The following is a 14,488-nucleotide window of genomic DNA, read 5'->3' as shown; positions in this document are numbered from 1 at the left end:
TCAAACCGTTTTATAATCTAATACACTAAAAAAATGATTTTTTGTTTAACTCGTACATTTAAATACGATTTAATCAATTATTTTTTAGGTTTATACTTTTATAAACCCAATTTACGACGTAGCTTACCAAAGAAACCTTTCAGCACACCTTCTGCAGGCTTTTCTTCTTCTATAATCAACGTTGCATCTTTTGCATCAATCTCAGTCAACAAATGATTCAATAATGCAATTGAAACAAAACGTTCAATCGTTTTTACTGAGACACCTGATTTCTTTGCAACTTGCTGAATACTTGCCCCACGCTCAAAACACGCTGCAATCGTAAAAACATCTTTACGGTCATCTTTTGAATCTGGATGTGGCCAATATTTTAATTTATAAAATTTTTTATCTGAGGTATTTTTAATCAACTCTGGTGAATACCATAAAATATTCCACAACCATCTTCGTAGATCTATACCCTGAATATTACTCACGCTCTGCGCCATTTGCATTGTTGCATAAGTAAAATTCAATGTCGTATCTGTTCCTGCAAAGCGTCGCCCTGTATCGAGCCAAACTTGTTCACTACGTGCATTCATCAAGCCAATATTACCGTGACCATCAAAAATTTGTAGATTTCCATTCCGCTCATTAAAAAATTCTGCCGTTACCTTATTGATATCTGTTGTTTTCGTAATTTGGGCAACTTGTTTTTCAACTTTTTGACTTAGTGGCACTTTCAAATAACGATCTTTAAACCACTTCCGTGTTGCATCACTTACAGAGAATGGTAAAAATAGTTTATCCCCATCAATTTGTCCTGCAACTTCAGACTTATTGATCAGGCGTAGATAAGGGACTTGTTGTGAACCAACCAAATGTTGAATTGTCGGTGAACCAAAAAACATATCATTTACAAGAAGAATATCTAGATGTGGATCGGCAATATTCGCCCAAGTAATATTAACGGTATCGTCATACATCAAGCGAATTTTTTGTTTTATGTTATCCAACACATTGAGACTCAAGCCAAAAATAGCTATTTTAATTTCTTCTTTCATTCAGCCCCTCGCCAGCCCATAAATTGTGTCCACTTTAACATTTTTTGTTTTTTATGCAAAATAATTCACATAACCATTTATGCTTTTCAATATACAAATCTAATCGTACAAACATCATACTCAGATATTGTTTAAATAAAAACCTATCAATTTAACAATTTAAACAAATATATGTATTTATTTATCTTTTTAAAAAAATTTTAGTAAATAAAACCAATTTGATTATTGTTATTTAATTAATCTAATACAACATTTAAACAAAACTAAATATTATGTTTTTTAATATCGACTCCTAATTTTTTTAAATACATAAGAATCTGTAATCAATACATCAAAAGTATGTAAAAAATAAATGATCTCACCGATCTAAAAAGCTAAAATCTACATTATCTTTCAAATTAGACCACTCCTCATTTAAATCAAACAATAGAATCATCTGTTCAAATGATATTGCTTTCTCATAGATTCAGTATTGATTATCTAGGCCACACGACAAACGCAATCGAGCTATCCTGAAAGTGATAAAATCTGCTAAAGTAAGTGACTGACATTTTTATCACCTTATAGATGAATGTCAGGTACTTTATGCAATGTGTGTAACAAGACGGGTATGAAACACTCGACTTTTATAGATACATTAAAATTCAAAGGGATACGTTCAATATGCTTCTCATGATCGAAAGATAATATTTGAAAAATCTAGCAAAACCTAACAAAATTCACAAGTATATAAAATTATAAAAATAAGTAAGTTAGCAAACCTAAGTAAATTAAAACAAACTGTGCAAAATCCTCAAAATTGAGTACTATCTTGAGTACCACTTAATTTTTTAAATCGGTACTCAATATCAATGCTAAGTGATTCAAAAATAAGAACTCTTAAGCCTACTGAAAAAATCACACGTTTTATTGATGCAGCAGGTCTATATATTGAAGTCCGACCAAATGGGAAAAAGTTTTGGCGGTATCGCTTTCAATGGTTAAAAAAAACACTAATGATGGGTTTGGGTGAGTACCCTATCGTCTCTTTAGCTGATGCACGAAAAAAGAGAGATGAAGCAAAAGTACTGCTAGATCAGAATCTAAATCCACTTGAAGAAAAGCGAAAGGAAAAACTCACGCTAGAACTCAACTTAAGTTCAAGTAACTTATTCAAAAATGTCGCTCAAGAATACAAACAAGAGAAGCTTGCGAACCGATCTGAACGACATCAGAATAGATTTCAAACTTCTTTAGAGAAAGACATCCTAAAAATTATCGGCAATAAAGATGTAAAAGACGTTACTTCCGCAGATGTACTTCAAATCATGAAGAACACTATCAAGCGTGTGAAAAAACAGAAGAACTTTGGAACCGGTGAAGTCACAGCCATCGATAATCGGAAGTTTATTGGTGCTGTTATGAGATATGCAATTGCTACACTTCGAGCTGATTACGACCCAACTTACGCTGTAAAAGATGCAATTGAACGCCCTGATGTTGAGCATGCCCGACCGCTTGAAAAAAATGAAGCAAGAATGCTCAGAAATAAATTAGAAAGCTACGGTGGTTCAAGTACAGTTAAAAATGCCGGTCTAGCAATGCTCTACTCAATGCTACGAACAATTGAAATTAGACGTATGCAATGGTCATTTGTTGACTTTGAAGACAAAATAATCACATTCCCTGTATCTTCAAAAAAGACCGGGCAAACTCGTACAACTAAGAAAAACCGTATTCACATTGTGCCAATGTCTACTCAGCTCTATGTGTTACTTCAGGAACAATTTCAATTTACAGCTAATCGTGAATATGTATTTCCTTCTGTATATAAAGGAGGAATGCTATCTGCGACGACTCTTAATAGGATGCTTGACTATATTGGGTTGGGGGATGTGACTGCCCATGATTTTAGAGCGACTGCTTCAACACTGCTTTATGAAAAGGGATATGAAGAAGATTGGATTGAAAAGCAATTAGCGCATGCTGATGACAATAAAACGCGTGCGTCCTACAACCACGCTAGATGGCTCGATGACCGAAGAAAGATGCTTCAAGATTGGGCTGATATTGTTGATAGTTGGAAGGATTAAATATGAAAACATGGCTCTACTTCTACATCGAACAGACTCTCAAATATGGTGAAATGTTTATGAAACAAACTAGATGATCATTATCATATTTATTTTGTATTTTAATATCATGCACTAAGTTTAAGAAACTAAAGGAACATGATGTTCCTTTAGTTTCCTGATTTAAAATCAACCATTAACCCTTTCCCATGCATCAAGCACGGCATACCTTGCTTGTTCCCAATTCAGGCGTGAAGTACCTTTCACTTTTTCCCATTTTAATTTCAAGTCATTTTCTGCATCTTCAAATCGTGTTCCATTTGGATATTCTGCACGACCTGTATAACCTAAATGGTAAGCTGGTCGGTAATCCCGATCATAAGTAAGATCATCGTAAGCATTTAATGTATCAAGATAATAAGGGGTACTGTGTGCTACGCTACGCCAATATGCTTCTTCCTCAGTAGGATTTACTGCTTCTGCAACTCCTTTACCAGCCAATCCACCAACAACCGCACCTATAGCGCCACCTACTAAAGTACCAATAGGACCAGCAACAGTACCTACAGCCGCACCCGTAGCTGCACCACCAACAGCACCTAAACCTGTACCAACAGGATGTGCACCAGGTTCACCTGTAATTGGATCAGCATTTAATTCATCACGTTGATCTTTTGGTAGCTCTTTCACTACATGGCGATCGATTTCATTATGATTAGTCATATTGTTATTCCCTCTTGATTCAAATTAATAAATGTTTGAGTACTACATATACATAATGCATATAGTTAAAACATACATGACCTATATCTATCTTATTGTATTTAAAATATAAAATTACAAAGAGCAAACATGTTTTTATACAAACTCACAAAAAGTATGTCGAGAAAGCTCGGAGATATCACAATTATTAACCTACATGTGACCGTATTCTAGATTTGATGAAAATAGCCTTTACACTACTTAAAAGATATAAAAGCTAGGTATTAAGTTTAAAAAATGCACTAAGTTGAAATATCGCCATGTGCTAAAATTATGGTTAAATATCAAGTATTTCGCATACGGTCTATTATGTTAATTTTAGCGATTCTTAAATCTTTCATCTTCTGATATTATTGATAATAATTCTTAATTACATCATTAAAAATGAAAACTTTATCAAAAGATCAAAACAATCCATTAATTAAATCTTGGTTTGGATTTTTTTTAGGATTAATAGCTGTTGGACTTAGCATTAATGAACTAGCTGAATCTTTTACATTATCTAGAGTTCTAAGCACTTTAGGTTTTTTATGTTTTTGGTATCCTTGGACTCAAATTAATTGGAACCTTTCAATCAAAGATTTGATTAAAATTAATAGTCAATCTATAAATAAGTCATCTATTTATTTGGGATTATTTGCCTTAGGATTGTTCTTAACCTCTGCATTTTTACGTTTACTATAAAGATTATTAGTATTTCATTTAACATAATGATCGTTATATGAAATTATCAAAAAAATTAGTAAAAATGGGAGCCTTAAGCTCCCATTTCTGACTTCGTATAAGGTGTATTATGCTAATTTTAGGATAACTTAAAGCTTATCTATAGATTTACAAATATTAGTAAGTATAACTCCAAGATTTCGTATCATTTTTCGCTAAACTAAGCCTTTTTCATGCATTTCAGCAAGATTATTTTGTGCATCTATATCTCCTAAAACTACTGCCTTACTAAACCATTCAAATGCTATTTCATAACTTTGGGCTATACCTTGACCATTCTGATATAGTACTCCAAGGTTATTTTGTGCACTTGCATACTCTTGGGTAGCTGCTTTGCTAAACCATTCAAATGCCTTTTCATAACTTTGGGCTACACCAAGACCTTTGTAATACATTGATCCGAGGTTATTTTGTGCTTCCGCAAGACCTTGGGTAGCCGCCTTGCTAAACCACTCGAAGGCTTTCATTTCATTCTGAACTATTCCCTGACCAATAATATACATCACGCCAAGATTATTTTGAGCACCCACAGATTCTTGAAGAGCTGCTTTGCTATACCATTTAAATGCCTTTTTATAGCTTTGAGCTATACCTTCACCATTCTGATACATGCATCCAAGGTGAGATTGTGCATCCATATGCCCTTGAGCAGCAGCCTTGCTATACCATTTAAATGCTTTTGCATAACTTTGTGTTACGCCTTGTCCTAGGAAATACAGCCTTCCAAGGTGATGTTGTGCATTCGCATTTCCCCTGGCAGCAGACTTGCTATATAGCTCAGCTCCCTTTTCATAACTTTGTCCGATACCAAGACCTTCGATATACATGCCTCCAAGGTTACCTTGGGCATTAGCATGGCCCTGAGCAGCAGATTTACGAAACCATTCAAATGCTTTTTCATAGCTTTGGGCTACACCAAGACCATCATGATACATACATCCAAGGGTATATTGTGCCTCCACATTCCCTTGGACAGCAGATTTACCAAACCATTCAAATGCTTTTTCATAGCTTTGGGCTACACCAAGACCTTCATGATACGTACATCCGAGGTTATATTGTGCATCCACATGCCCTTGGACAGCAGATTTACGAAACCATTCAAATGCTTTTTCATAGCTTTGAGTTACACCTTGACCCTTTTCATAGAGTGCTCCAAGGTTATTTTGTGCATCTATATCCCCTTTATTAACTAACATTAAGGTGTATTTAAATATTACATATTTTGCTAATTTTTCGCTGACAATCAATAATATAAAAACTAATATAGATAAAACAATTGATTTAAATGAACGGTTTTTTATATTCATAATTTAAATTTTTAAATAAAATCATTAATTTAAATTTAATTTAAATCAATTCAACTTAAATTGATATAAGTCTTATCCAATTTTTCATAAAATTGTCACTTAAATTAAACTCCATTTAAGATAATGGTGCTTATGCGAAATAGCCCTCTAGAGGGCCTTCTCGAACAACTTTCGCTCAACAGCACGACGATTCACAAGCCCCGGCATTACCTTGCCACCACCTTTATTCCAAACAGCAAACTGAGTAGCTGCAGCTTTATAATCGCCAATATTCAATTTTTTAAGCAATGTGGATTCTTTAAAAGCACCTGTACCAATGTTATAAGTCAGCGATACCAATGCATCAAACTGATTCTGATTAATAGGCACAGTTACAGCACTATTCACAGCAGATTCAAATTTCTTTAAATCATGTGCCATATAGGTTTTGGCTTGTGCTTCAGTGCAAGCATCCCCTTTTTTAACCTTGATACCATTTGGATAAATCGTGGTACCGAAACCGATGGTCCAGACTCCCACACCGTCATCATAAGCTTTGAGTTTTAAGCCCTCAAAACTACAAATTAAAGCAACACCTTCCGTACTTACTTGCATCACATTATCAATCGCAATACCGAGCATATCAGCCACCGTACCTGAAGCAGTGGCAATAAGTTGATCTGCAGCATCAACTTGCTTTTGCGTCAGTCGCCCACCACTAATTTTTCGTAAATAATCAAATATTGCTTTCATTTGAATATCGCTCCAAAGGCTTCTTTAATTTCAGTAATGATTTGCATAAAAGATTTTCCTTTGAGTAGTTGAACCGACTGGTAAGCAATACCAATGCACAGCATCCCAAAGATGGCAAAAATCAACATCACAAAACCCTGTGACATATGTGAGTAATGGCTTAGGTCATAATACTCAATGAATGCCGATCCACCATAAAGGCTAATGGCCACACTAAAAGTAAACTTCATAATCACGCCCATCGTGATTTTAATGCGTCCCTGAGTATCAATATCTCCCGATAAAGTGAGGGCAAATATAGCCCCAATCACCGCAGCCATAATTTTAAAAAGCCATGGCAAGCCTTTGATAGAAATTGGATCGTTCATATATTTTCCTTATGCAATATGCAATAAAAAACCGCCTTTCGGCGGTTTATAAAATTGATGAAGTAGTTATTCCTTATTGGAGGAATGTAGCCAAGGCGTTACTGTTAACGCAGTCAATATACCTTCAGGACTTAGAAATCGTGTAACTGATTGCCCCCAAGGTTCTAAACGATTATTTACAAGTAATTGATACCCTCTAGAAAGCAATTCAGCCGAAGCTTCAACAATATTTTCAACCTCAAACTCAATCCAACTCTGAGGAATACTAAACTCAGCAGGCCATTCATTTACACCAAAACAAGACTCAGCAGCTTGAGCTAAGGGCCAAAGTGCAAAATGCTTCACACCATCCAACTCACCATCCTCAGTGCTCATGTAAGATTCATTCCCTTGCATGGCTTTGATTGGAAGTTGTAATGTATCTAGATACAGAGACTTGCTTTCTTGATCTATTTTCGTAATTGGTCCAAATCCAGCAACAAAAAGAACTGTAATAAGGGGCATTTTAATGTCTCGTTTTTTTGAAGTAATATCCATTTATACTTCAAAATATTAATTTTTCACACATCAAATAATTTAAACATTTTTTAATAATTCATCTTGATACTCCCCTTAAGGTTTTTCAATACATCAGGAATGATCTATCATTCCTATTGATTAACAATAAAAAAAGCACCTTTCGGTGCTTATGCTGTTCTTTTCCAAATAGCGAATATCATGGATGGCTGTACATTGTTATGTGCCTGCCCTCCGCCAGCTTTATCTGTGTTGCCATCCGATGTAAAACGAGAACCATTACCTCCCGAATACGATTGATTTGATGCCTTTACAACGCCCTTATGATCATGTTCGGGAATCTCATCAAGCGTTAAGGTATGGTCATAAGCCCCGAAATTACTTCCCACAGTTTTTGTCCAATTCGGATCATTCGCAACATCTGAGTACCCTACTAGTGCTTTACCTTTTGAGGTTAATTGCCATGTTCCATATCCAAGCGTTGTTGCGGGATTCGTTGAATCAGTCGAGATATATACTCCACCGACTTTGATTTTGACATTCTCCAAGGCTTCGTTAAATTTAAGAATCACATCCGCCAATTGAGTTTCAAACTCTTCAGTTAATGCTGTTTTAAGCGTATCTACTGCCGTTTTAATTGCAGCATCACGATCTGTTTTAACCTCCATCGTGATTTGTTCTTGTAGATCCAAAACCGTGTCATTCAGTTCATTAATTTGATCAGTATGCTCATCTCGTGCCGTCTCAAGATCACTTACACGTTGAGCGAGATCAGATGCACCACCTGAGCTTCCATCGAGTAGTGCTTGAGCCACTGATTCAGCATCAGCAATCCCGTCAGCCTCTTCAATCAAGTTGCCATCTGCATCAAAAACCTGAATAAAATAATCACCTGAGATATAGATCGAAGCGCTACCCATATCATCAAGAGTTACAGGCCACGTATTAAAATTCTGCATCCCTTTATCAGAGTATGTATCTTTCTCATACGTTGTCCCGCCTGCTTCATACGCAAAAACCTGACCACCAATCAAAGGTTGTCCATTTTTATCGAAAGCCCGATAACGTATAGGCGTAAGTGGATATGCGGACATATAATCCCCTTAAAATAAAAAACCACCTTAGGGTGGTTATTGGTTTGATGTAGCTGTAGCGGAAGAAGTCACAGCAAGTTTTTGTGCCATCTTTAATAAATTTGCAAGCTTTTGGGAGTTTGGCGGTAAGTCTTTTGATGCAAGTAAAATTTGTCTGCCCGCCTTTGTTGTAAAAAGTACTTTAACTAAAGATGCTTGAAGGGCAATTTTAGCTGCAACAGGCAGGCTCGCCATACTTACCGCACCAAAAACTAATCTGTTACCTGTTGGTGGGTTCTCAGCATACTGACCCGCTCGCTCCACATGTCTCATGAGCTTCACAAAACCGTCCATCTCAGTCCGATCAGCACCCTTAAAGATATTTTGATAAGGCTCATAAAGTCTCTCAAACTCGCGCGCATACTTTGCCGGACTAAAAACGTCCGTACTTGTATTTGTTGCCTTGCCCAGTGCTTGACTTGCCATTTCAAAACGTAAAGCAGCTTGCCCTTTAGGATCTAAATTCTGATAAAAATTGGCAGCTTTATCTCCTTTACCTACCTTAACAAAATTATTAAAAATCTCATCAGGGGTATTGCTATTCATTGAGTTGGCTAAAGCTTTATCCCGACTCTTTTGCAAGTCTCGATAAAAAGCATCTGCTCTTTTATACTCATTAATCAGGCTAGGCTTTCCTGAATTAAGTGCAAAATCAGCAGTATCATCATCAATGGCTGTACGGATCTTGGTTAAGCCACTTGTGCTTTTACCTTGTCTTCCCCACTCATCCACTAACTCACCCAAGCGCGACCGAGCAGCTCGTAATTCTCCAAAATGCGTGTTAATCGCAGGGTTGGTTAAATTGTCCTTAATACCTGAGATTTCTTTTAATAGATCCTTGTTTGGAACAACTTTGGAGTCGCTAGCAATAACCTCATCAATGGCTTGAATCGTTTTTGTCGGTGAAACCGTTGTGTTTCCTGCTTGCTGACTTACTCGGTCATACATGCTTGATGCTACTTTTTGTCCACGCCAATTTTTTATTTCAGCAGCAGCTTGTAAAATTTTTCCTGAATCTTCACCTGCTTCGTTCACTACTCCCATGATACGAATTGCATTTTTATCCCCATTACTGGCAGCTTTTTGAATCTTATTTATGCTTTTATAATCAACTTCTGACATTTTCCCATGAAGTTTTTCAACCACCTTATTTGCAGCTACTTTAGCTTGTTGCTGTTGAGCCTCGCGAAAAGACGCTGTGCCAAAGAAAGGAACTTGTTCATTCAAAACTTCAGCTTTCTGAATGATTGGGTTTTTCCCGACATCACCAACAGACATGTTTACGCTATATTTTTTCCCTTCATCGATAATCTCTTTTGCACCAGGGCGCATATTGTTTTTTGTAGCATTCAGGCCTTTTACCGCAACATCACCTATCTTTTTACCAACGACACCACCAACAGCTCCACCTACACCACCAAAGGTTGTATGCGTAAGTCGAGCATCCGAATCTTTGGCAAAGCTCGCTCCACCAATTCCAGATCCAACCAATGCATTTTGCCCTGCAACTTTTGCACCTGCCTGACTTAAAATTTTAGCGCCCTGGTAACCACGGCTCAGTGCAGCCAAAGGTGCAGTTGCTGCAACCTGTCCACCTAAACGCCATCCATCAAAATCTTGCCCGTTTGCTTCACGACGTACATTATGGAAATCTTCAATATCTTTACGTTGTTTGGTAAAACGGTCGTAAGAATCGGTATCTAAATTTGTACCAAGCGCCTTATTTACGCCTTTATTAATGCCATCTGCAGCATAAGTAAATCCTTGAACAACACCCGCGCCCAGGTCAGAAGCACCAAGAAGTGCAGATTCCCAAACCTTCGTTTTACCTGCTTTTTTCGCTTCAGTAAGGGCTGTCCCCCCTTTTGTTTGATCAGCTTCTTGAGGGTTGGGAATATTTAAACCGATACCCTGTGCAATTTGCCGATTATTAAGTCCTTGGTCATTCCCTTTTTTAATTCCCATGGCAAATTTAGGGTGATCCTGTATTTTCAAAAATATTTTAATATCAGGAGTCCCTTTGCTTTTTTCATCTTTAATAAACGAACGTAATGCTTCACTAGACATTTTAACCCCCTAAAAGGTGTTGAGGTACTTGCTCAGGTTGAAAGGTTTGCTGTTGCAACATCTCTTTTGGAACAGCTTCGGGCTGAAATGATTGATGCTGTCCAAGCAGCTCGTTGGGCACCCGCTCAGGTTGAAATACCTGCGGTGCATCTTGATGACCAACATTTTGTCCCAATTGCTTATTCACAAAATCCCATGAGCGTTTACCTTGAGCGTAAGTGGAAGTTGGAAGAGAAGCCCACTCTTTGCCTAATTTTCCAATGGCAGATTTATAGTTGCCATTCGCGACATCGTTCAGTGCACCTCGCTGTGCAATCAAAGCAATCGCGCCGAGGTCCTGATTTTTTGCAGAGAAATCTTTAAAACCATATTGCTGTGCCAACTTGATCCATGTCGGATTTATAAATTGGTAACGCCCTGCAGCCGTGGTGTAGTTCGTCTCACCATCCGTTTGCTTAAATGCCTTTCGCATGTTTGGATGTGCATTTAGACTATTGATGCGCTGATTACCAAACAATGTGTTGTACCCATGCTTTACCCCTTCAGTGGCTGCAATCAGGTTCAACATTTTTTGTACATTTGGATTTTGACTATATTGCTCAAGCTGTTGTCTGTTCATGCTTTTCTCCAGGCATTAAAAAACCCACTCAGTTGAGTAGGTTTAGTTTTATAAAATCATCATCTATTCAGAATTCAATACTGCATGTTTCTTTCCACAATCTGAGCTAATACACTCTCCCTTGTGATTGACTTGGATCACACCACACCCCTCACAAATGGCGGTTGTAATAAAATTTGACTTACATTCATTGATAAAGCCATTTCTCATACCATATACTTTGGCGCATTGAGCGCAGTCAGACATTTTATTTGAAACTATTCCGCATCAAGATTCTTGCTCATCTCATTAATTTCTTCTTGAGTATGTTTTTTCAGAATATAATCTTTAGGAAGTACTTTTTCCATTTCCTCTTTTGTCAATCGCTCTCCGGCTTGATACTTAGGATATCTAAAGCCATTACCCTTTGAAATACAGGCCACTTTCCATAAACTTTCACCCACAGTATCTGGAATAACTATGTCATACTTTACTTCTTTACTATCTAATTGACTTGATGAGATAACGTTCCCTTTCTTATCATAATTCACATAAGCTAAAAGCTTCATTTTATTGTCGAGGCATGAAAATTGAAATAATTTTTTTGATCTTGTGTAGGTCTTCTTACTATTGTCATCCTCATAACTGTCTGTTTTAAACCATGCTTTTATAGAATTATTTTTCTTATCATAATTATATTGACTACTATCGACATAAATTGCTCTATCATCTTGCGCCCCTATAGCAGCATACTTCCAATCAGCCCCAAAACTTAAACCTGGGCTCAATAACCCACAAATAAACAATATCTTTTTCATAAATTCCCTCACCGTAATGAGGGAAATATAGCATAAAAATCAATCAAAAAGATTAAAGGTATCTTGTGGCTTTGCGGTATTGGATTGATTCATTGACTTGTATTTAGCATTCAAATCATGGATTGACTGCAGTGCGGCCATACGTGTTTTTACAGGCAAGGTGTCATCTGACAAATTACCCGCCATGTCTTTATACATTGCAACATCCTTATCAGATTGTGGACCTGACATTTTTGGCATCAAGGAAACTAACTGACCGGCTAATGTTTTTAATCTTGCTGTTGCTTCGGATCCATCGGAAGAATAACCCACCACACGCCCCGCCATATCCAATCCTGCGCCCAAATAGCTACTTGTTGCCTGAGGTAAAATCTTTTCAATCTCAGGTAAAATTGTATCCACTCTTTGAATACGCTGAGCTTCTTCTTTCTGAGATGTCAATGATGGATTACTTTTCACCTGCTCAACCACATAACCGCCATCTTGATCCTTAACATAAAATGCCTGACCATTCACAATGGCATACTTTCTGCCCTGCGTATCGACTCCATAAGCAGATGGTTTATTCTGCTCAAAATATTGCTTTTGCTCATTAAATGCAAAATTTTGCTGAAATTGCTGCCCTTGTTGTACCCGATTTTTATCAGCAGTTTGTGCACCAACATCAGTACCGTAGATAGAAGCTTGTGTTGTACGTTGATTATTCACATCTGATTGAGCATTGTTAGACAGCGTATTTGCGTCAGTAAGGCTGTATTTAGGATCTATCAGTGACATACGCATATTTTGTCCATATGCTGCCAATTTATCCGGATTATCTTTAAACGCATTTACATTCTGGACAAGACTTGCATATTCTTCATTAGACATTAATCTGCGTAAAACAAGAGATTGAGCTTGTTGAAGTGCTGCAGTTGGGGAACCTTTACTTAATAAATCAAATACAGGCGCTGTAGCAGAAACTTGCGATAAATTCATCTCGCTCGCATTTTTATTTGCAGTACTCAATGACTGCGCGGATTCTGCATTGGATTTGTTAATACTCGCATTATGTGTTTCTAAATCAAGTGCTGCTTTAGCACGTGCCACATTCTGCGCTTGAATCGCAGAACTCAAAACACCGGTCAGTTGAGGCGCATAAGGTTGATTCCGCGCTCCTGCCAAAGCATTACCCAAATTGACTTCACCTTGAGCATTGGTATTTTGAGCAAGCAATCGAGATAGAATACCTTGTTGGCCACGTTGTTTAATGTTGTCGTAAAGCCCTAAAGTATCTGCTGTGAGCTGATTAAAATTAATCTGAGGTGCTTCAGCAGACAATGGGACACGAGTATCAAGTTGTGTGAGTTGCATGGTTTACCCCGCATAATTATTGGTTCGTGTCACAGGACTGCTAAAGTCTTGCGCCATTAAATTCCCTGATCCTTTTTTGTTAAACAACCCTGAAAGTAATCCTGTTCCTGCAGGGCCACCCATAGCCATAGCACCTAAAGATGTTCCTAGGCTCAGTAAGCTACCCAATCCCTGACTACGAGCATTCGCTGATCCAACGATCCCACTAGCATTGGCATTCGCTGCACCCGTCAACGCATTGGCTTGAGCAGTTGCACCATTGATTCCGGCATTCGCTAATGCATCAGCAGAGCCGAGTACACCGCCTGCATTGGCTTGAGCAGATCCAAGTAAACCTTGTGAAATCAATTGCGATAGTGATGTTTGATTATTGGCAATATTCGACGCATTGTTATAGGACATGTTGCTCATATTATTAGCAGCGCTTTGCCCCATTTGCGTCGTTGACGATAATCGATTGAAAGCATTCGCTTGATCATTGCCGAAACGGTTATAGGCGTTTTGATACTCTTGCGATGCCAAATCACTGTTATAACCATTTAATGCTTTAAGTGTTGCACCACTGAGCAATCCACCACTTGCAGCCGCACTCGATTCAATTCCATCCATGCCTTGCTGCTTGCGAAATGCATACCCCGGATCAGCATTAAAATCAGATGCGCCAAAGCTACGTGTCAAACTTCCGTCCGCTAAGCCTTGGGATAATAATCCACCTGCTTGTGTACCCAAGTTCGCATACGACTGTTGATAACCCAGTGCTGAACTCAATCCACCATTTAAGGTGTTATTTGCATCGGTAAAGCCGGTATTTAAGTTTGCATTTGAATCAAGATAACCTTGACTCAATATGCCTGAACCTTTCAGCGCTGCATCAGATTGTGTTTGCCCTGCATTTGTATAGGCCGTATTTAAAATACCGCTTGCTTGTTGCGCAGCTTGTGCTTGTAGTGTCGCAGCTTTTTTTGCGGCCTTTGCTGCACTCGAACCAGTTAACGAACCTAATAAACCCATAAT

Annotated in this window: 14 protein-coding genes; 2 read left to right on the top strand and 12 right to left on the bottom strand. The window is 37.8% G+C overall.

Going from position 1 to position 14,488, the window contains the following annotated elements; translation table 11 throughout:
- Nucleotides 1-98: 98 nt before the first annotated feature.
- Entirely contained in the window at nt 99-1,043 is a 945-nt protein-coding gene (locus tag ACK1JC_RS06190; RefSeq protein ID WP_409510992.1) for a hypothetical protein, read from the bottom strand.
- Between the two features lie 851 nt (nt 1,044-1,894).
- On the opposite strand from ACK1JC_RS06190, the gene ACK1JC_RS06185 reads away from it, so the two are divergent.
- The gene (locus ACK1JC_RS06185) at nt 1,895-3,115 is read left to right on the top strand and encodes a tyrosine-type recombinase/integrase (RefSeq protein WP_409510991.1); all 1,221 of its coding nucleotides are present in this window, start codon (nt 1,895-1,897) and stop codon (nt 3,113-3,115) included.
- Between the two features lie 168 nt (nt 3,116-3,283).
- On the opposite strand, the gene ACK1JC_RS06180 is transcribed toward ACK1JC_RS06185, so the two are convergent.
- The gene (locus ACK1JC_RS06180; protein ID WP_409510990.1) at nt 3,284-3,817 is read right to left on the bottom strand and encodes a hypothetical protein; all 534 of its coding nucleotides are present in this window, start codon (nt 3,815-3,817) and stop codon (nt 3,284-3,286) included.
- A gap of 423 nt (nt 3,818-4,240) precedes the next feature.
- On the opposite strand from ACK1JC_RS06180, the gene ACK1JC_RS06175 reads away from it, so the two are divergent.
- On the top strand, nt 4,241-4,540 hold the full coding sequence (locus ACK1JC_RS06175; RefSeq protein ID WP_409510989.1) for a hypothetical protein: 300 nt from the start codon (nt 4,241-4,243) through the stop codon (nt 4,538-4,540).
- Between the two features lie 194 nt (nt 4,541-4,734).
- Here ACK1JC_RS06175 and ACK1JC_RS06170 read toward each other — a convergent pair whose 3' ends face one another.
- The 10 genes from ACK1JC_RS06170 to ACK1JC_RS06125 form a co-directional block, all read right to left on the bottom strand.
- Nucleotides 4,735-5,889, bottom strand: coding sequence for a tetratricopeptide repeat protein (locus tag ACK1JC_RS06170; RefSeq protein ID WP_409510988.1), 1,155 nt, complete (start codon nt 5,887-5,889; stop codon nt 4,735-4,737).
- 147 nt (nt 5,890-6,036) lie between these two features.
- The gene (locus tag ACK1JC_RS06165; RefSeq protein WP_409510987.1) at nt 6,037-6,621 is read right to left on the bottom strand and encodes a lysozyme; all 585 of its coding nucleotides are present in this window, start codon (nt 6,619-6,621) and stop codon (nt 6,037-6,039) included.
- A complete protein-coding gene (locus ACK1JC_RS06160) occupies nt 6,618-6,989 on the bottom strand; it encodes a hypothetical protein (RefSeq protein WP_409510986.1) in 372 nt (123 codons plus the stop codon). The genes ACK1JC_RS06165 and ACK1JC_RS06160 overlap by 4 nt, the downstream gene beginning before the upstream one ends.
- A gap of 66 nt (nt 6,990-7,055) precedes the next feature.
- Complete coding sequence (locus tag ACK1JC_RS06155) at nt 7,056-7,493, bottom strand: glyoxalase (protein WP_409510985.1); 438 nt, start codon at nt 7,491-7,493, stop codon at nt 7,056-7,058.
- Between the two features lie 182 nt (nt 7,494-7,675).
- On the bottom strand, nt 7,676-8,599 hold the full coding sequence (locus ACK1JC_RS06150; RefSeq protein ID WP_409510984.1) for a phage baseplate protein: 924 nt from the start codon (nt 8,597-8,599) through the stop codon (nt 7,676-7,678).
- A gap of 36 nt (nt 8,600-8,635) precedes the next feature.
- Nucleotides 8,636-10,705: a hypothetical protein gene (locus ACK1JC_RS06145; RefSeq protein ID WP_409510983.1), complete on the bottom strand. Its 2,070-nt coding sequence runs from the start codon at nt 10,703-10,705 to the stop codon at nt 8,636-8,638.
- Nucleotide 10,706: 1 nt separating this feature from the next.
- The gene (locus ACK1JC_RS06140) at nt 10,707-11,324 is read right to left on the bottom strand and encodes a glycoside hydrolase family 104 protein (protein ID WP_409510982.1); all 618 of its coding nucleotides are present in this window, start codon (nt 11,322-11,324) and stop codon (nt 10,707-10,709) included.
- 257 nt (nt 11,325-11,581) lie between these two features.
- Nucleotides 11,582-12,121 (bottom strand): surface-adhesin E family protein, encoded by a 540-nt coding sequence (locus ACK1JC_RS06135; RefSeq protein ID WP_409510981.1) that lies wholly within the window; start codon nt 12,119-12,121, stop codon nt 11,582-11,584.
- A 39-nt stretch (nt 12,122-12,160) separates the two neighbouring features.
- The gene (locus ACK1JC_RS06130) at nt 12,161-13,474 is read right to left on the bottom strand and encodes a hypothetical protein (RefSeq protein WP_409510980.1); all 1,314 of its coding nucleotides are present in this window, start codon (nt 13,472-13,474) and stop codon (nt 12,161-12,163) included.
- A gap of 3 nt (nt 13,475-13,477) precedes the next feature.
- Nucleotides 13,478-14,485, bottom strand: a complete 1,008-nt coding sequence (locus tag ACK1JC_RS06125) for a hypothetical protein (protein WP_409510979.1) — start codon at nt 14,483-14,485, stop codon at nt 13,478-13,480.
- Nucleotides 14,486-14,488: the final 3 nt, after the last annotated feature.

The organism is Acinetobacter sp. TY2, assembly GCF_046269225.1.
Taxonomy (GTDB): Bacteria; Pseudomonadota; Gammaproteobacteria; order Pseudomonadales; family Moraxellaceae; genus Acinetobacter.
The sequence above is the reverse complement of the archived record's forward strand: the minus strand, read 5'-3'. Positions and strand labels throughout refer to the sequence as shown.